At 31.6% G+C, this 18,992-nt stretch carries 18 protein-coding genes and 2 tRNA genes; 8 read left to right on the top strand and 12 right to left on the bottom strand.

Features of this window, described 5'->3' with window-relative positions:
• The 3 genes from ACIDC4_RS17675 to ACIDC4_RS17665 form a co-directional block, all read left to right on the top strand.
• On the top strand, positions 1-271 hold a 271-nt coding region (locus tag ACIDC4_RS17675; protein WP_488381154.1), incomplete at its 5' end, for a hypothetical protein.
• A gap of 155 nt (positions 272-426) precedes the next feature.
• Positions 427-1,058, top strand: a protein-coding gene (locus ACIDC4_RS17670) for an IS1 family transposase (RefSeq protein WP_488381153.1) whose coding sequence is annotated in 2 segments (ribosomal slippage) — positions 427-939 and positions 942-1,058 — 630 coding nt in all. Because the reading frame shifts where the segments join, the coding sequence is not laid out codon by codon here.
• A gap of 220 nt (positions 1,059-1,278) precedes the next feature.
• Complete coding sequence (locus ACIDC4_RS17665) at positions 1,279-1,533, top strand: transposase (protein ID WP_412042955.1); 255 nt, start codon at positions 1,279-1,281, stop codon at positions 1,531-1,533.
• 123 nt (positions 1,534-1,656) lie between these two features.
• On the opposite strand, the gene ACIDC4_RS17660 is transcribed toward ACIDC4_RS17665, so the two are convergent.
• The 4 genes from ACIDC4_RS17660 to ACIDC4_RS17645 form a co-directional block, all read right to left on the bottom strand.
• Positions 1,657-1,729, bottom strand: a tRNA-Met gene (locus tag ACIDC4_RS17660).
• Positions 1,730-1,856: 127 nt separating this feature from the next.
• Positions 1,857-2,381: a DUF4269 domain-containing protein gene (locus tag ACIDC4_RS17655; protein WP_412042956.1), complete on the bottom strand. Its 525-nt coding sequence runs from the start codon at positions 2,379-2,381 to the stop codon at positions 1,857-1,859.
• A 43-nt stretch (positions 2,382-2,424) separates the two neighbouring features.
• Positions 2,425-3,954, bottom strand: a complete 1,530-nt coding sequence (locus tag ACIDC4_RS17650; RefSeq protein WP_412042957.1) for an ArnT family glycosyltransferase — start codon at positions 3,952-3,954, stop codon at positions 2,425-2,427.
• Between the two features lie 201 nt (positions 3,955-4,155).
• Positions 4,156-4,698 (bottom strand): DUF4494 domain-containing protein, encoded by a 543-nt coding sequence (locus ACIDC4_RS17645; RefSeq protein ID WP_412042958.1) that lies wholly within the window; start codon positions 4,696-4,698, stop codon positions 4,156-4,158.
• Between the two features lie 273 nt (positions 4,699-4,971).
• Here ACIDC4_RS17645 and ACIDC4_RS17640 point away from each other — a divergent pair, with 273 nt between their 5' ends.
• Positions 4,972-5,298, top strand: coding sequence for a hypothetical protein (locus ACIDC4_RS17640; RefSeq protein ID WP_412042959.1), 327 nt, complete (start codon positions 4,972-4,974; stop codon positions 5,296-5,298).
• 51 nt (positions 5,299-5,349) lie between these two features.
• Here ACIDC4_RS17640 and ACIDC4_RS17635 read toward each other — a convergent pair whose 3' ends face one another.
• From ACIDC4_RS17635 to ACIDC4_RS17610, 6 genes are all read right to left on the bottom strand, one after another.
• The gene (locus ACIDC4_RS17635; RefSeq protein ID WP_412042960.1) at positions 5,350-7,104 is read right to left on the bottom strand and encodes an STN domain-containing protein; all 1,755 of its coding nucleotides are present in this window, start codon (positions 7,102-7,104) and stop codon (positions 5,350-5,352) included.
• 18 nt (positions 7,105-7,122) lie between these two features.
• Complete coding sequence (locus tag ACIDC4_RS17630) at positions 7,123-8,085, bottom strand: FecR family protein (RefSeq protein ID WP_488381152.1); 963 nt, start codon at positions 8,083-8,085, stop codon at positions 7,123-7,125.
• Between the two features lie 20 nt (positions 8,086-8,105).
• Positions 8,106-8,708, bottom strand: a complete 603-nt coding sequence (locus ACIDC4_RS17625) for an RNA polymerase sigma-70 factor (protein WP_412042962.1) — start codon at positions 8,706-8,708, stop codon at positions 8,106-8,108.
• Between the two features lie 254 nt (positions 8,709-8,962).
• Positions 8,963-9,148 (bottom strand): hypothetical protein, encoded by a 186-nt coding sequence (locus tag ACIDC4_RS17620; RefSeq protein ID WP_412042963.1) that lies wholly within the window; start codon positions 9,146-9,148, stop codon positions 8,963-8,965.
• A 17-nt stretch (positions 9,149-9,165) separates the two neighbouring features.
• Entirely contained in the window at positions 9,166-10,194 is a 1,029-nt protein-coding gene (locus ACIDC4_RS17615) for a sterol desaturase family protein (RefSeq protein WP_412042964.1), read from the bottom strand.
• A gap of 22 nt (positions 10,195-10,216) precedes the next feature.
• Complete coding sequence (locus tag ACIDC4_RS17610; protein WP_412042965.1) at positions 10,217-10,897, bottom strand: DUF6134 family protein; 681 nt, start codon at positions 10,895-10,897, stop codon at positions 10,217-10,219.
• 437 nt (positions 10,898-11,334) lie between these two features.
• Here ACIDC4_RS17610 and ACIDC4_RS17605 point away from each other — a divergent pair, with 437 nt between their 5' ends.
• Positions 11,335-13,089: a hypothetical protein gene (locus ACIDC4_RS17605; protein WP_412042966.1), complete on the top strand. Its 1,755-nt coding sequence runs from the start codon at positions 11,335-11,337 to the stop codon at positions 13,087-13,089.
• 120 nt (positions 13,090-13,209) lie between these two features.
• Here the strand turns inward: ACIDC4_RS17605 and ACIDC4_RS17600 are convergent, their stop codons facing one another.
• Positions 13,210-13,713 (bottom strand): GNAT family N-acetyltransferase, encoded by a 504-nt coding sequence (locus ACIDC4_RS17600; RefSeq protein WP_412042967.1) that lies wholly within the window; start codon positions 13,711-13,713, stop codon positions 13,210-13,212.
• 243 nt (positions 13,714-13,956) lie between these two features.
• Positions 13,957-14,028, bottom strand: a tRNA-Glu gene (locus ACIDC4_RS17595).
• A gap of 756 nt (positions 14,029-14,784) precedes the next feature.
• Here ACIDC4_RS17595 and ACIDC4_RS17590 point away from each other — a divergent pair.
• The 3 genes from ACIDC4_RS17590 (at position 14,785) to ACIDC4_RS17580 (ending at position 18,698) form a co-directional block, all read left to right on the top strand.
• Positions 14,785-15,285 carry a hypothetical protein gene (locus ACIDC4_RS17590; RefSeq protein ID WP_412042968.1) on the top strand — a complete coding sequence of 167 codons (501 nt, stop codon included), beginning with the start codon at positions 14,785-14,787 and terminating at the stop codon, positions 15,283-15,285.
• A 123-nt stretch (positions 15,286-15,408) separates the two neighbouring features.
• Positions 15,409-15,873, top strand: a complete 465-nt coding sequence (locus ACIDC4_RS17585; protein WP_412042969.1) for a hypothetical protein — start codon at positions 15,409-15,411, stop codon at positions 15,871-15,873.
• 158 nt (positions 15,874-16,031) lie between these two features.
• A complete protein-coding gene (locus tag ACIDC4_RS17580) occupies positions 16,032-18,698 on the top strand; it encodes a DUF6493 family protein (RefSeq protein WP_412042970.1) in 2,667 nt (888 codons plus the stop codon).
• Positions 18,699-18,992: the final 294 nt, after the last annotated feature.

Here is an 18,992-nt window from a genome sequence, read left to right as displayed (position 1 = left end):
GTTAAATAAATGTAAGATTCTTTATAAATTTAAAGACAATTCTATTAAATCAATAAAAACTTTTAAAATAATATATTTAGATGGATTGTGGCTAAAATTAAAAATCCCCAAAAAAAATGCCTCACTTTTTTTAGAAAATTATAATAAAGTTAGATTAAATAAAAAAGGAAAAAAAGATTATGAATACTATTTTTTAATTGAAACAAAAGTAATAAGTTATGATGTTTTATTTGTGGATGATAGCATTCAAATGGGTAATGTTTCAGATTAGGTGTTTTTGCAAAATGTCAATGTAACTAACTGAGAAATAACATGAATTTAAAAAATATGAATAGTAAAGAGACGACCTGTTGGTCGTCTCTTTCTTTTTTGTCTTTTAATAAGCCTTAAAATGCTTTGCCTTACCTTAGTGTCTCAAATTAGGTCATGAAAATAAAATGTAATTTTTGCAATGTTAAATGCATAAAAAATGGATTTCAATCTAACGGAAATCAGCGTTATAAATGTTGTGTTTGTCAAAGAAGACAGCAGATTGACTATAGCTACAACGCCTACAAAAAGGATATCAATCAGGAGATAGTGTTGTTCACAAAAGAAGGACTAGGAATAAGAACCACCGCAAGAATACTGAAAATATCTGCTACGACATTATTGAAAAGAATTATATCAATTGCCAGAAGTATTACCAAACCAATTATCAGCAGAGGCAAAACTTATGAAGTTGATGAGCTGTGCACGTATATCAGACACAAGAAAAATTATATATGGTTGGTTTATGCTCTGGAAAAGAACTCTAAAAATGTGGTGAGTTTTAATGTTGGGAAACGAACTAATAAAACGCTGAATCGTGTTTTGGAAACTCTCAAATTATCTGACGCTAAGAAGATATTTACGGACAGACTTAAAAATTATAGGTATCTGATTGATGAGAAAGTGCATTCTGTGTAAAACGTTTCGGGACAAACCATATTGAAAGGAAAAATTTGACACTCAGAACTCATGTTAAAAGACTAAATCGAAGAACGATATGTTATAGTAAAAGTTTGGAGGTCAGTTAGTCAATTGTTTTATAGGTTTAACTTAACGGGACTCGAACCTGTGTCCGCCGCGGCGGATATGATTCCGAGAGCTTAGATTTTAAAATAAAAAAACGGATCAAGAACAAACCTTGGGGAGGGAATGTCAAAATAAAATAAGAAATTCGCACTTTAAGAATAAAAGATGCCCCCTATTGAACTTTAAAATTTATGCTTCCCGATTTTTTAGTGGACCACTTTGATGTGGTTTCCACTACTAATTCTGAAGAAACATTACATCTGTATTTTGAGGAGAAAATTCAGCTTTAAAAACTTTAATATCCTGCTCAATAGCATAACTTTTAACTATCAATTGATCTTAAACTATTTTGATAACAGAAGCACAAATGCCTCAGCTGAATCTTTCAATGCAAAAATAAAAGCATTTAGGAGTCAATTTAGAGGAATGAGAAAAATAGATTTCTTCCTGTTCAGATTATCTAATCTTTTTGCATAATCCCCAACTTTTGCGCCTGATCCATTTTTTCTATATCCACAGGTTTTCGTGTTGATCCCAAGTTACTTTCAGGGAAGTACAAAACCAAAAAAGCTCCAGATTTCTCTGAAGCTTTTCTCTTAGTAGCGGGAACAGGACTCGAACCTGTGACCTTCGGGTTATGAGCCCGACGAGCTGCCTACTGCTCTATCCCGCGATGTTTCGGGTGCAAAGATAAGCACTAAATACGGTTATGCAAAGAAATTTATGAATTATTTTTAATTCGAGGCTTTTTTGTTGTAAATAACTAAAGTATAGCGGTTTAAATATGTAGAATGTAAAGCTTACAATTTATAGTCTAATAATTCTATATAAGGATCTCCTTTTAAACCTAATAAAAATGCAAAAGCAGGCTCGGTTTTGTAGCCATTTTGTTTGAGCTTGATGATCTCTAATCTAAAATTTTCACCTTTCGATTGTAAAATTTCATTTTCGATGATCATGTGTTTATATCCGTTTTGATTTTTGGTTGGCGTGTTTTGTCCAAAGACTTCGATTTCGAAATCATTTATTTTGAAGTTTGCAATAATAGATTCCTTCTCGTTAATGATTGCTTCTCTGATGGTGAATTCATTTTCTTTTCCGAAAACTGAATTTAGTTTTTCTGTAAAATCGATTTTGTTTTTCCAATAACAAATAATGTCCAGATCGCTATTTTCAATATCAATGTTAATCGGAATTGTTCCAACCAAAATGGGGTCAAATTCAGCGAGCTTCGATAAAATCTTATTTTGAGTTAAGATTTCAAATGCCTCTTGTTGTTTGTGATTGCCGCTTTTTAAATATTCAATATTGCTAAAGTCTGTCATTGCTATAATTTTAATCAAAAAAAATCTAAAATCGAATTTTGACTTATTCTTTGATATAATTTTTTTCTTGTTTTATATCAGCTTCAATTCTTTTATTAATATTGATTTTAGCATTGGTAAAAACAAAAATAGTCGTTTTGTATTCGCGTGCATATTTATTGGTTATTTCACCTGCAATTGCTGAGGATTGAAAAAACGGACTAGTTTCCTGAAATTCTGTACTTTTTTCTTCGTAGTTTTTAATTCGGATCAGGTTTTTGTACTGAATATCAAGATTAAACCAATTGACATAATCAGCATTAAACGAAACTGCTTTTATTCCCTTTTTAGTATAATAATTGATGGCTCCGGCTTGTCCGTAATTATCGCAAAGTACAATCGTTTCTTTTTTGTTTGGGATCAAATCATAAACAGAATCTGTTTTTCGGGCCAGTTCTTTCCATCCCAGCATATCGGCAAAATCTTGTGGTAAATCGTGATCTTTTCCGTCTTCCCAGCGAAGCATTCCGAGCTTTTTATATTTTTCAGGATTTTTTATAAAATATTCCGGGCTTTTGTTGGGAAAAGACAGATTGTACATTGGAATAAAAAACAATAACGGAATAATAATAAACAGCGGTTTTAAATAACGTTTCCAGTCTGTTTGCAATATTTGCGAAAGAAAAACAGCTCCAAAAGCAATATAAACAGGATATAAACCAATAGCATAATAAGCTTTGGCTTTAAAATACATAAAGATGACAAGTGTAAAAATCAGCGATGCAAAAAAGAATTTGAATCTGGCAAAAGGTTTATGAAATAGCAAAGCATATAAAGCCGCGATGATAACGAAAAAAGAACCAATAAAAAACAAGATTTGTTCTTTTAGAAATCCTGTTCGATCAACATTGACCAATTGTGTTGCTGACAATTCTTTCATATGATGTAGAATAGGAAAATGATTGTTGTATTGCCATAAAATGTTTGGGAGTATTAAAAGCAATCCTGCAATCAACGCCAAATAAATTTTTTTCTCTACAAATACTTTTCTCTGGCTCGATAATAATAGCGCAGGTAAAAGACCGATTAATAAGAACAGAATGTTGTATTTGTTTAAAAAACCAAAAGCAAAAACAATAGCGCCTATAAAAAGCCATTTAGGTTTTTCGGTCGAAAAGTATTGAATGATCACATAATAAAAACCTGTCCAGCATAATACATCTAGAGAGTTGGGTTGATACAGCATATTAATTCGCAACAATGACGAAAATACGATACAAGTTGCGCCTAAAACGAGCGCATATAAATTGCCTTTTAAAGTCTCAATAGTTTTCCAGACTACTAAAAGTGTCAAAGCACCAAAAAGGGCAGGGAAGAACCGGACCCAAAAAACACCATTACCCAATGAAAATATAATATAAGAAATCCAGGACGTTACGGGCGGAACCGATAAATAACCCCAGGCCAAATGATGTGCCTGATCGAGATGTAAATATTCATCGCGCTGTAAATCGTATTCAGGACTTATTAGTGCATATTGCAAAACAAATTTTAGAAGGATAAACCCAATTAGGATTAGTGTTTTTTTGGTCATGAAGATTTGGTTTGTAGTTGGTTAATGGTAAAGCTAATATATAATTTATTTTGAGTTTTGAATAAGACAGTTTATTGTCCTAAATGTTACAAAATAAAAAAGCTCCAGATTTCTCTGAAGCTATTATCAAAATTCAATATCGTGAATTGAAGTTCCTTTTAGGAATTTGGAATTTTACTCTTGTTTGGAATTTCAGAAACTTTATTCCTGTAATGCCTCTTCAAATTCCATGTGGTCGATTTTTTCAACTTCGACAGGTCTTGAAGCTTTTAGCTTGTTGAATCTTTCTAATTGTTCTGTTTCTCCTTCTTCACCGCTGAAATAAGGGAAAACATCCATAATTGGAGATTCTGAAACTGCCGGGATAGAATATTCTCCCATTGTGCTTTGCATTACATGAAGCGTATTGTCGTAAGCTTCTCTTACATCATTTGCCTGCACTAACAAATACATATTCGATTTTCTTTCTTTACCGCTTTCTTCATCATAAGCCATTAAAGAAACTTTCGATTTAAACCAACGATCTGCATTTTCAAAAGGATGAATCTCGGCATAATTGGCCACTTTTATATTCGTGATTTTAAATTCTTCACTAATATAAGCCGCCATCTCTTCATTGATTCTTTTTTCGGCTTCGGTATAGGATAAAGCATCAACCAAATAAGGTTCGGTTAAAACTTTTTGTCCTCCGGTTTCGTCAGTCTTTCTATATTTTACTTTGCATTCGTACCAAGTTGCGCTCATCTCTATTAATTTTTAAGGATGCCAAAGATAGATTTTACAGGAAAATAAACCCTTAATTCCTGAAATAGATATTCACAATTTTAGTTACTTTTTGGTAATGTTTTGAATGTCTGTTGATTGTGTTTTAATAAGATTTTAAAACTTAAATAATTCTACATAATCTATTTGTAAGGCATCGCATATTTTTCTTGTTTAATTTTTGAGTTATCATAAGAGATAACCAGTTTTGATAAATATATCTCAAACTTTGTAATCGTAATAAAATAGAATACGATGGAAACAACTGAGATTAAAAAACTAGAGCATCTGAAACAATTAATTGCCAGACATCACAACATTAATAATAAGGCTAATAACCAAAAAGAAGTTTATACGACTCAGATTAAGTTGCTCAATTATTATGAACTGGGCTGCATAATTACCGAAATGCTAAAATTATGCATTCTTGCACTTGATCAGGAGACTTATAAACTTTCAGAAATGCGAAATACTCCATCTGTCAATGTGAGTGTTATTTTAGAAACTGTGATACAAATGTTTCCTTTGGATGAATTAGAGTTGTTAAGTGAAATTACTGAAATGATGAACTCAGATTCTTAAATTAATAAAAAAGATTTAAAAGAAATGGATAAACCGTTTTGTAGAACATTATTAAAATAAGGTCAAACCAAAACTCCATCCAACCCATCCTGTTATTCCGTTGCCATTGTCTTTGATCACATTATAACGTTTGGTTCGATTTTGTACAAAAGTAGAATTATTGATGTCCGGGCTATTTTTATCTCTTCTTTCAGAGGAATAAAGATTAAAGGAAGGTCCTGCAGATATTGCTACGCCTTTGAATATTCGAAAGGTAAACGGAGAATCGAATTTATAGACAAAATTATATCGGTCCCAATTTCCTAAATAAAGATATTGAATGCTGATTTCGGGATTATAAGTAAGACGATTTCCTAACAGGATATTTTTTCCTAATCCAAATCCAAAAGAAGTTAGTTTTTCTTCGTTAGTTCTTTCGCTTTTTCCTGCCATCAAAATAGTGTAGAGTTTATTATCTCCTGTTTTTATGGCTAAGTTTATATCCGAAATTTCATTGCGTGTCACACTAAATTTTTGATAACCACCTTTTTTAAAGTTTAATAATCCAAAACTATAACCTGATGGTGAACCCGTAATGTTCACTAACCCAATCTGAACACCATCTAATTCTTTGGCATAATTTAATGCGGCGATTTGCATACCGCGAACTTGTTGATGTCCTGCATTATAAATACCTGAAATTTGCAATCCGTTTTGAGTACCATTTACATTATTATAGATAGCGGCCATCTGGATTCCTTTAGCATCCTGCTGAACATGGTTATAGATACCAGATATTTGCAAACCTATCTGCGAACCTTTTACGCTGTTATGAATGCCGCTCATTTGTAAACCATTAAGATCTCCAAATACATTATTATAGATTCCGGCCAACTGAACCCCTTTTACAGATCCTCCTACGGTATTAAATAAACCTGCCATTTGTAAGGCGTGAACATTCATACGGTTTATATTATAGAGTCCGGCCATTTCGACCCCGCGAACCCCACCGGTATATCCTCCTAATAAGTTTAAAGAAAAACTACTGTTAATTTGTGAATTCATCATACCGCGCGTACTCAGACTCGGAATTAGAGAAGCTTGCACCGGAACTTCGGATATAAGTCCGCCAAGGTTTAGGGATTGTATTTTTTGTTTCGAAGAAATAAAGAAACGTCCAATTCCCGATCTCTCGACTGCAGAAAAATCACCATCGACATAATCTTCATTTGATTTTCTGGCACCCATCTGGATCTTAATTTCTGAAAGGAAAATAGTGGTTATGGTTTTATAATTTTCCTTTACAACAGTCAGCTCGATCGTTTGAGGGATATTTTTTAGTTTTAATTCAAAAAAGCCTTCCTTATCTGTAAGTGTAGATTGTAGAGCGTTCCGTTCGTAAACACTTGCATTTTCGATACGTTTGTTGGTTTGTACATCCATAATGTAGCCATTTACAACCTGATGTTCGCCCACAACGCTGTTTTTTTCTAAAACAAGTGCCAGTTCTAAAGGAGCGTAACGCAGAATAATAAACCCTTTTGATTCTTTATATTCATATTTATTTTTTAATAATTGATCGAGCACTTCTTTTATGGTCGATTGATCAGCATGAATACTTACAACGCTGTCTTTTGCAACCAGTTTGCTGTAATAAGCAAATCTAAAATTTCCTTTTTGCTCCATTAAACCTAAAATACTACCCAATGGTTTTTTATCTGCCTGAATAGAGATTGGAGTGTCCAGCATAGATTGAGCATGAGCACCAGAAAAAATGCCTGAAATAAGTAGAAACAAAATTGATATTAAAGTAATTTTTGAATTCATGAACATATAAAAATAGAATTACTCTAATATAATTTGATTGTCTTTACGTTCAATTTCGATCATAAATGTCTCTTGAATTACTTCTAAAATTTCATCTAGCGACTGATCTTTAAATACTGTTGTGATTGGCTTTTTCTGCAAAGCGGTTTTCTTTATAACGATATCAACATCGTATATTTCGTTGAGCGCATCCACTAATTCCTGTAGTGGTGTTTCATCGCAAACAAGTTCTTTATTGCGGTAATAATTATACAGTTTTCCTTTGCTGATACTTTTTAATAATTGCGATTGCAGATCGGCAATGACTACTTTTTCGCCATGTCTTAGTTCTACCTGATCTTTGTTTTTACTTACTTTTACAATTCCGGTTTCGACATCTACGGTGGTCTTTCCGTTTTTGTTTTTCACATTAAAAGAAGTTCCTACCACTTGTACCGTAACATCATTGATGGTAATGATAAACGGTTTTGTTTTATCTGGAGAAACATTAAAAAAAGCTTCGCCTTTTAAGGTAACAGGACGCGTTTTACCCTTAAACTTACTGGTGTAAGACAATGATGAGTTTTTGTTTAAAGTAACCGTTGTACCATCCGGCAATGTATCATTTAGAGTAGTGTTTGCTGCATGTATCTGAATTAATGTGTTAGCTGATTTATTTTCAAAATAAGAATAACCCAACCATCCTAAAGTACTAATAAGCACAATAGAGGCGGCAATGCGTAGCCACTGGAAAGAAGATTTTTTCAGCGTATGCACCGGAACATCTTTTTCATGCATGCGATTATGCAGTCGTTTCCAGGCAGCATCTTCATCTACGTGCGTGTTTTCGGCAGCAATCAAAAGGCTGTCTTCCCATATTTTCTTAAAACCCTTGTAATAGCTGAGGTTTTTTTTATCGGCTTTAAGCCAAATTTCTACTGCTGCATTTTCGTTTGCATTAGTTTCGCCAACCAGATATTTCACTAGTAAATCATCGTTCATATTCATATTGTTTTGGCTCATCATCTTCGGATTAAATGTAATAAGGACAGGAAAAAAGGAAGATATTCTACCAGTTTAGATCGTAACACTTTCAGGGCTTTTCCCATTTGATTTTCGACTGTTTTGACAGAAATATTCAATTGATCGGCAATTTGCTGATATTTGAGCTGCTCGAAACGGCTCATCTGAAAAATGGTTCGGCATTGCTGTGGCAATTCATTAATTGCTTTCTGAATATCATTTTCGAGTTCAGATGCGATCATTTGGTTGGATGCATCCTGATTTGAGGATTCCATATTACCTGAATACTGAAGTTGAAAGGAATTTTTTATTTTAAGGTGTTTAATGTGATTTAAACTTTCATTATGAACCGCTCTGTAGAGGTACGCTTTTAATGAATCATCAATTTGCAATTGATCTCTTTTTTCCCAAATCTTAAAAAATACATTTTGTACAATCTCTTCGGCGATGCTATCATCTTTCATAAAAGTGTAGGCAAAAGCATGAAGGTTTCTAAAATACATTTTAAAAACCTTTTCGAAAGCAGCTTCATTTCCGTTTTTTATAAAACGGATTTGGTCGATATTGCTATACTCCACTAATACATTTTGATATTCAATCAAAGATAGATACTTTTTATATTTAATAACTCATTGGGTTAATTACTTCGTTTGTTCTCTTTGCTCGACGCATAAAAAATTAAACACATAGAAACATAGATTTTTTTGTGCTGAAAAGGAAACAAAAAGAAATACATTTCTTTCACATATAGAGTTATGTGTATTTTAAATAAGTGAAACGCCTTTTTACGTAAAGAAAAGCTATGTTTCTATGTGTTGAAAATATTTGCATTTGGAGGATTATATTATTTTTTTGATTAGTTGTAGGATGGATTAGGCTGGTAATGCACCCGGTTATGACTGGCCAATAACGCAATAAAAGCATCAATTGTAGTATTTATATCAATATCAGTATTTAAACTAAATTCATAACTATGAACAATGAAGCTATGATCTGAGAGATAGGTAAAAGACAATCCTTTTTCTGTTTCTGCAGCCATCATTTCGTTGTTGGTAGATTTTAGACAATTATCTTTTCGGCTAAAGTATTCGAAAAGCTGTTGCTGAAATTGTTGGTGTTTTTTTTGACTTCTTCGCATGATACAGGCAATTGAGGTTGTGTAATTTCTTTTTTGAATTTCTTTTTGGCAATAGCATCCGGACTGGCAAAAATGTAATACATCTTTTTTCGAAAACCATTTGCCTTTTTTACATCTCTAATAATATCCTGAAACTCGTGAATGTTAAGGTATAACGGATTAAGTTTGCTTTTAAGCGCGCTGGTAATGCCATAGCGCGGTTTTTCTTCTTCGTACTGAAAGGAATTAAATAAGTGGTCCCAAATCATAAAAGTCGCTCCAAAGTTTTTATCGAGATATTTTTCCTGACTTCCGTGATGTACGCGATGATTAGATGGGGTTCCAAAATGTTTTTCGATAAAAGGATGCAGTTTTCCAATGGCTTCTGTATGCACCCAAAACTGATACAATACACTCAGCTGATTGGCGATAAAAAAAACAGCAGGATGAAACCCGGCAAAAATCAGCGGAATAAAAAACACAATTTTGGCATACTGAAACCAGCTTTGCCTAAAACTTACGGTAAGATTATAATGATCAGCCGAATGATGCACAACATGCGTTGCCCAGAAAAAACGGCAATAATGAGAAATGCGGTGTGTCCAGTAAGAACTAAAATCATAAAGTATGAAACACGGAATCAGACTCCACCAGTTAAATTCCATACGATAAGGCACTAGATTATAAATGCCAACAACAGCATAAAGCAAACCGGTTTTCATTAATAAATTGACCGTTAGATTACCCAGGCCAATTAATACAGATCCTAAAGTTTCTTTTTTGTCGTATTCTTTTTTTTCTAAAAAATAAAAAACAACAAATTCAAGCACAGTAAAAAATAATACAACGGGCAATGCATAGACAATTAAGTTGGGTGCACTTTTTTCTATTTCATGAATCCTTCCCATTGCAATGGGTTCTGCTCCAAAGAAGGTTAGTTTGGTAAATAGATAACTAATGATTTTGATCATGATGATTGTTTTTTAGATTGATTTATGCGATTTGAATGTTGATTGTAAATAGGGAGTGGTGCAATTCGACTTTTTGACATACGCCATTCAGGAAATGATAATCATTATAATTTCCGTCAGGTAATACGATACGATAGGAGTGATTGTTTGTTTTTTTGATGACCAGAAATTGCTGAAAACTATCAGAGTAAACCTGATTTTCGCCTACAGGTTCTTTACTGTAGAGTAGCATCAGATTGTAATCGATATATTGTTGTTTGATTTGTCCCTTTTTATTTTCAGCTAAAGTTTTATAGCTCGAATCTACCAGTTGGGTCGTTTTATTGGCTTTCTCTTTTCCGTTTACGTGGCGTTTTACGTATGACGATATTAATTTCCCGTTTTTAAAATGCGAGCCTTCTTCTGTTTTGATATCAATACCAAAAATCAATCTGGTTTTTACTTCTGATGAAATTTTCAAAAAAACATCATCATTATTAGTCTTTTGATAAAACTGCATTTGTCCAATGATAGTGCCGTTGCGAAGAACATTATAGTTTACTGTTTTTTCTTGTGCCTGAGAAACTATTGCAATGAGAAAAAAGAGCAGAACAAATTTTGTTTTGCCGGATATCATTAGAAAGCTGAAGTTTCCTGAGACAGTAGTTTCGGTTTTTTGTAATAACCAAAATAGTAATGCGGCACTGATCATTATTGGTATCATAAGGCAATGTGAGATTAAGAGTTGCTGAATTGTGCTCTTGTTATTGTAGTAATACAACCGAATCTCATTTTACCCCTATGTCCTTTTTTTATTTTTTTTTTGAATGTGCCAATGATGCGTTTTTGAAACTTTTTAGAAAACGAAATTTCTGGTAGTTGAGAAAGGCAAATAGGAGAGTAGAAAAAATGGATATTATCTTTTATAAGAGATAGTCCTAAAGACTAAAATCAAAAATAAAATACCCGATTATTGCATAAGGTAATATTGAGAAAGTAAATAACTTGGTTTTTTAATTATACCCTATATTTATAAACCAAATTTAACTCCACTATGAAAACAGAAATTTTAATTGCGGTATAATTATTCCAGAACGGAATCCAGAGCGGATTTTTTTTATGTAATTTAATATTCTTTTCTAATTTAAATAAACTAGTATTTTGAAAAAAACACTGATAATAACTTTAGTTATTGCAATAAATATTCTTTTTACTCATCTCGCATTGGGACAAAGTCAGATAAAATATAAAACCTTTAATCAAAATGATTTTGATAAAAATGCGGTATTTAAAGAGACATATAACCTATGGAATAACAATAAGGCAAATTGGTTTTCAGAGTCAAAAGATAGTGCGAAAACATCCTATTTTGTAGATGCCAGAAAGTATAAAGGAATTGTGAATTATGGAGTAACGTTTAAAAGCAAAACTTTTAGGGGGTTTCAATTTTTAGAACATTTATCGATGTGTTTTTTAAAAATAGAGATAACTAAGTGTAATTTCAGCCCGAAAGACAGTATTGCAGAAATAGAAGGTTTTGTTAGTGGAAACAATGATTGGGGTTCGAATGTATTTATGAGAACTAAAAAAGTAAAAGATTATGTTGAGGTATTTCTGGGAGAAAAAAGAGATACGATAAGAATTTGTTATTTGGGAAATACTGTAAATAAAGATAGTGTAGCGGTAAAATTGCACAATAAAGAAGCAGATGAACTTACCGTTCTGGATCAATTTCCAGCTTTTTATTTTAAAGATTATCAGTACTACAAAACAAATTTGGCCGAAAAACAACCTTTTAAAATAAAAGGGAAAGTTAGCAAAAATACACTTCTTGCATTTGGTTCGGGCGCATCTTATGCTGAGATTTTCGATTTGGGATCTATGATTTATGATCCAAATAAAAATAGAGGAAAAAAAATAATACAAAGGGAGAATTTTGACTGCAAACCTCTAATTACGGCTAATAAGCTAGTAACAGATATTGAAAAGGAGAAAACAGAAAAACAAGAAATCAATTATTATACGTATACGAAAAATGCTGAGAATTATATTCTAACAAGACAGTTTGGCAAAGCTAAAGAAGAGTATAATTTGCTTGCTCAAAAATATCCCACATTGTTTGCACGAGATATTCATAACGCTATTCGTTGTAGTGTTTTATCAAGAGATTTTAAAACTGCTTTCTGGTGGAGCGAAAAACTGGCCTTAAAAGGAGTTGAACTACCCTATTTTAATGCTAAAATTTTTAACGGAATAAGAAAAAATCCGGAATGGAAAAACTTTAGTATCAAATACGATTCGATCTGTAAAAATGCGCAGGGCAAATGGAATTTGAACCTAAAGAATGAATTAACAAATTTGCTTAACGAAGACCAGGCTGATTACGGATTGGAAAATCGAAAGAGTCCAAAAGTATTATACGAAACCACCGAAAGAGTTACCGGAAAGCTGATCGATTTAATAAAAAAAGAAGGATATCCATCCGAAGAAAGAATAGGAAGTCTTGTGGTTAAGGACACTGTTTTGATCTCTTTTCCTGATTTTAATGTTTTAATTATTCACGCTTTACAGCAAAAACCAGACAACCTTGCTGTTCTAAACGAACTTCTTGATAAAAGCAGTAATGCTCTGGAGTATGACAGCAAAAGACAAATTAATAATATAACAGGAGAAGGGTCTTGTTTCCGTATTTATAAAGGCAATTTGTATGGCTTGAAATCTTGCGGAAGAAATGAATTAGAGATTAAGAAAATAAGTTTCAAGTTTAGTAATCCTAACAGGTTTATTATGGAAAACGGAAATTTCGTAATCGAAGCACATGACTCCAGAAATCCAAAAGAGGTAGATGATTATTATAAACAGAACTACAATTTAATCATGAAACTTACAGATGATTGGGACTTTTACGAGAAATAAAAAAGGATATAAAAGACACCAAATAAAAAGAATCGCAAACAAGACTGATTTTAAAAAATATTGGAACATTACAAAAGATATAAATCCGGTACTTCCTGATTGGTAAAACAGGATTAGATTTTATGATTGTCTTTCTATCTTAAAATAAGCCATTTCATCTTGATCCCGGATCAAATTATCTAATCGTTCGAATCCTGATTTTTGCAACACATTTTGCGATCCGGTGTTGTTGATATCAGTTATAGCTACAACTTCTTTCGTATTTGTGTTGGCAAAACTATATTGCGTGAGAGCCTTGCATACTTCTGTAGCAATACCTTTTCCCCAATATGGCTTGCTAAGTACATACCCAATTTCTATTTGGTTAGTATTGTGTACAAAAATGCGGGCAACACACATTCCTATAAAATTACTATTTGTAGTATCGAATATCGCCCAACGACTAAGATTTTTCTTTTCGTAATTTTCAAGTAATTCATTAAACATTTCCAAATATCTTTCAGGTGATACGACAGGAAGATATTGAGTAACCTGATTATCTTTAAAAAGATCTATAAATGTTTGTTGTTCCTGAGGTAAAAATTCTCGAATGGTTATTCTCGGGCTTTGATAAAGAGTAGACATGGCTGGCAGTTAATATTTGGTAAATAATTCAGAACTTTTGGCTAAAATAGTAGCAGAGTTCTGTTTCGTAATTACAGCCAAATTTACAGAAAATAATAAGTAGAATAATTTTCTGCTCTCTAAAATATTCTATGATTTTTTATAAAAAGAAAATATTGGGCTTCTTCTATTTTATGAAAGATGATAAAAAACAAATCGATTTAAAAACAAAAAAGCTTCAGATTTCTCTGAAGCTTTTTTTAGTAGCCCGTAGCGGAATCGAACCGCTCTTACATGGATGAAAACCATGCGTCCTAACCGATAGACGAACGGGCCTACTTTGCTATTGCGGGTGCAAAAATACAATCAATTTTAAAATACACAATAGTTTTTTAGAAAAACTTTTTTTGGTTACTCTGAAAACAGCACGTTTAGAAATCCTGAATCGTAAACAGAATTGAGTTAACTAAAATGTATTTGTTTGATTAATAATTGGTTGTTTTAGATGTGAAAGAAGATTTTTTTCGTCTTTTGCTAACAGAAAAACTTAAAATAATTTTAAATTTTATTGATAATTGTTTGTTTTGAAAGAATATTTTTATGCTTTTTCATTGCGTTTTTGTGTTTAATTTAAAAAAAAGTTCCTAAAATGCGGGCGTAAGTATCTTGATATAAGTATTCGAAACTTTTTAAAAATGGGCTGAAAGCCCTAAAAGTACTAGCGCGGTGCAACGCACTACGAGTTAAATCAAAAGTGAAAATTGCCCTGAAAGGGCAAAAGAAAATCGACAATAATTCAAAGAAAGGTATTTTTTCAGAAGAACATCATGTAAAATAGGGTAAACGTGCCTTTTGAAATGAGGCTTCCGCCCTTACAGGGCTTAAATGTATAATTATCTTCATTTATAGTACTTCGCACGATGCTATTGCTAAGGCTCTTTCAGAGCAACAGGTTTCGAATACTTATGGCATCTTGATATGCAGAAAACAGGGAGGTTTTGGATAGGAGTGACTTAACTTCCGGGAAGATTTGGCAAATCCGAAGAATAGACATAATTTAGTTTCAGGATCCGTCGCATTAAATTCAACCAAATGAAAAAAATGACTTTTGCACTACTTCTATTGTCAGTGATTTGCTATTCACAAAATCAAAAAATTGACAGAGAACCTTTCAAATTAGAATTAGTTGCTAATGCCGAGAATAATTATTCTGCTAATATTGCCAAATCTCCCTATTTCGTAAAAGAAAAAGTTCTCCAAATTTATCCTGGGGAAGAATTGAATATAGAAACTGAAATTAAAGGAGATAGTATTTTTTCAATGAGAGTAGTCGACAAAGTTACTTTTCCTGATAAAACAATAAAACTGAAGTTTTTACAAAATGTAACTGATCGAAATAATACACAAATGCTATTTTCTGTAGTAAATCCTTTTGATAGAAAATTGGTCTACGATGCAATGATATATACTGTTGACGGACAGCAATGGTCGCCAACAAGCATTATTCCTATTCAGCCAAAGTTAGTTGGTTATGAAACTTGGCCAGATGTAATTGTGACGATGGCTCTTGAAAAGTGGAGGTTTACAAAATAATTACGGCAGGATATTGCTAATATTTTCTTCAACTGGATTATTTTCACCTAGCTGCCCGATGTACGACATAATTTAATCAGTCAGAAAACAACAAAATATTTTAAGACAAAGCCAACTAAAAAAATGGTAGTTGAAGTTTTTTTTTATAAAATAATCAGCGAAAATTTCTTACTAAAACATAAAAATATTATTTTCGAGGCAAGAAAAGAAATCCTTGATGAAAAAATAAATATGACAATTGATGCAGCAAAAAGTATTGTAAATTTTGGAGGCTCGCTTTGGTGGGTTTTGGTAAGATTTTGTAAAACAAAACTTAGCGATGAACATAAGACAGAGAAATCAGCTCGGAATTTTATCTTTCTAATTTTTATTTGTTATTCGATGATATTCATTTGCGTAAAAGTTACATCTCCAGATCCTCTTTATGTAGTGAATGGGATAATTGTTAGCAAAACTGAATTCGAAAAATATAAACCAAACGAAATTGAATCAATAAATGAATTCAACGGAGAAAGTGCTAAAGCTATCTATGGCGAAAATGGAAAGGACGGGGCACTTTTGATGACATTAAAGCATCACTCAAATTAAAAGCCCTTTTGATAATTTAGAGTGGAAAAAATCTATATTTGAAAGTAATAATGTGTGAATTTATCAAACATATCTACGCAAATTTGGATGGCTTTGTGTGATTTTGTCACACATATAAATAAAATTATGCCTCATGCTAAAACGGCGCCCTAAACAATATGGAAAGAATCATAAATCTAATTAAAAACAAAAACTGGGACGAGATTTTAAATTTCTCAAAAGCTTTGACAGAAGAGGAACGCTTTTCTACTATTTCTTTATTGAAAGGGCTAGATATTGACAGGGATATTTTAAAAAAGGAGGGTTCAAAATTAATTGGTCAGGAAAGAAATGATTTTTATAAAAATCGGCAACAATTAGATGCTTGTTTAAATTACTTTTTAATAACCTGTATAAGAAATTATGAGGAATTAAAAAGAATAGAAACCAAACATGAATTCTATACTTCAAATCCATATTACAGCTATATTTCAACTAATAATTTTGAGCCACTTGTTAGCTTCTATAGACTATTTCCACCTAATTATCTGAATAAAGTAATTAAAGACCTTTCAAAAGAACGATTTAGAAACATCAACTTTAAAATACTTTGGAAATTTTATGAAAATAATTGGGTTGAATTTGATGAGGAATTTTTTGTTAGAAGCTTATTTAATTTACAAGGTTTTGACAATAACCATTTTGATGATGCTGAATTTTTATTGGCACATACTGAATTGATAGACAAAGTTTTTTGTAAATTTTATAAATATGAAATTCCAATTCTAGATTTAATTAAATCAAACTCAATAGATTATTCTAATGGTTTAAGCGCAAAAGCAAATGTTTATTGGACTGAAGTTTTCAAAATATTAATTAAAAACAATGCTTTTACTAATAGAAGTATAGTAACGCACCTCTTTGCATCATTACTAAATAATTGGAAAAAACCGCATTTAGATTGGCATGTTAGATTACTGGAATTGTTTCATCCGACGAAAGAAGAATTAATAGCAAATCAATCTACACTATTTTCGGTATTAGGAACTGGACAAACTAGTTTAATAAACTATGTTATCTTAAATATTAAAACGATATACACAAATAATAAATTTGACACTTCATTATTTATAGAAAATGCTCCGATTATATTTACTAATAACAAAACTGTCAAATCAATTTTAGTAGTTTTGGAGATTATTGAATACGTGTTAACTAATTCATTTAAAATTGCAATTGATTACAGAGAAGAACTATGCTTACTTTTTATACAATCTGATACAAAGATTCAAGAGAAAGTTTCAAAAATTTTAATAAATTATTTTGATGATAAAGACTTAGTAATAATATTATCTCCATTTTTATCAAATCTAAAAAAAGTAGCAAAAGATATTTTAAAAGTTGATAACCTCACTTCTGAAAATTTTGATAACGTAATTAATGAGAAGAAACCAATTAAAGAAATTGCACCATTTACTAATTGGAATGAGCTTTTATTTCAAATAGGGACTTGTATACGAACAAAATCAACAATAGAAATAGAGCTGTTTTTTGAGGGCATTATTCAACTTCAATCTAAGATTCCATCTGATTATATAGAACAGATAAAACCATATACAAAGTCGCTTTTTGCTAAATTTCATGAAAGTGATACACTAACCGCATTTACGTTATTTCTTGAGAGTTGGGTAACTAAAAATGATGAAGGGTTTTCAAAGATAGATTTCAAATACATTCCATTTTTAGGCAAAAAGGCAAAAATGACATTTTTGAAATTAAAGGATAAAAACACATTGCCATTTATATCAACACCAACTCATGAACCATTTTTTGTACATCCTAAAATTTTATTAGAAAGGTTGTTGCAATATGAAAATAGTGATACTAAAGTTGATTTGGAAGATTTAATTGTTGCTTGTAATAGAATATTAATAACAGAATTGAATGGTGATTATAGCAAAGGTGTAAAAAAACTAAAAGGTTATTATTCTCATGCTATAGGATACTTTTTTGGAGTATCTGACAAAATTAATTTTACCAATGAAACATTACCACTTTGGACACAAATAACTAGAATTAAAAACCCTAATGGAATTTTTTCTGAATTTCAAAAATCCAAAGCATCAAACTATCCTTCTGTTGTTAATCCATTTAATATTAGTTTTAATATTGAAAAAGATGCTAATAAATATGCTACTTGGTATAGATTAATTCTAGATAATAATTGGAATTATACTTGGTATAGTAAAGAAAAAGCAATAAGGCAAGAAACAATATTTTACAATACTGCCTCGATAGAAAAAGCAAGTAGGGTTGATATAGGCAACCAATTGTCATTAAATCCTAATTATATTGATACACTAATTTGTAGATATATACCAGATACAGCTACAGGAAATGAAGTAGACGGATTTGAAGAATGTTTATATCCAATGCAATTTATTTTAGACCATCAACTTATTATATATCATAGCGGTTGGCTATATGTAGCAGTATGTTTACTTTTTGAGAAGAAAATTTCAAGAGATCTTGCATCAGAGTATATTAATTTAGCAATTACTAGAAATGAAAATTTAAATGATTTTGCAAAAATTTTAAGTAAGTTGGTAAACGACAAATTTGCACCAATAAACCGATTAATGGAGTATTTAGATAAACTTAATCATTCAAAAGAAACTAAACATTTTCAATTTCTTGTTTTATCTAATTGTATAAAAAACTTTGATAAACAAAATCTACCTACTAATAGTAAAAAAGTTGTTCAATATTATAAAGAATTACAAAATGATTTAAAATTAAATATTGAAGAGGAAGTAGAAAAGAAAATAATTGAAATAAAGAAATAGTGGAAACAGAATTTATTTATCAATATAAAAATCCGATCGCTCCGATATGTAGACAACGATAGCGCAGATTTGTAATCTGTGCCCGCAAAGAGAATAAGAATGGTATAAACAAAAAAAGCTTCAGAGAAATCTGGAGCTTTTTTTCTTAGTAGGGGAAACAGGACTCGAACCTGTGTCCGCCGCGGCGGATATAAGTCCGGCGAGCTGAAATTTATTGCATAAAAAAAGCTCCAGATTTCTCTGAAGCTTTGTCTTAGTAGTTCGCCGCGGCGAAGACTCGAACCTGTGTCCGCC

Source organism: Flavobacterium sp. C3NV, assembly GCF_046825355.2.
In the GTDB taxonomy this organism is placed as follows: domain Bacteria; phylum Bacteroidota; class Bacteroidia; order Flavobacteriales; family Flavobacteriaceae; genus Flavobacterium.
The sequence above is the reverse complement of the archived record's forward strand: the minus strand, read 5'-3'. Positions and strand labels throughout refer to the sequence as shown.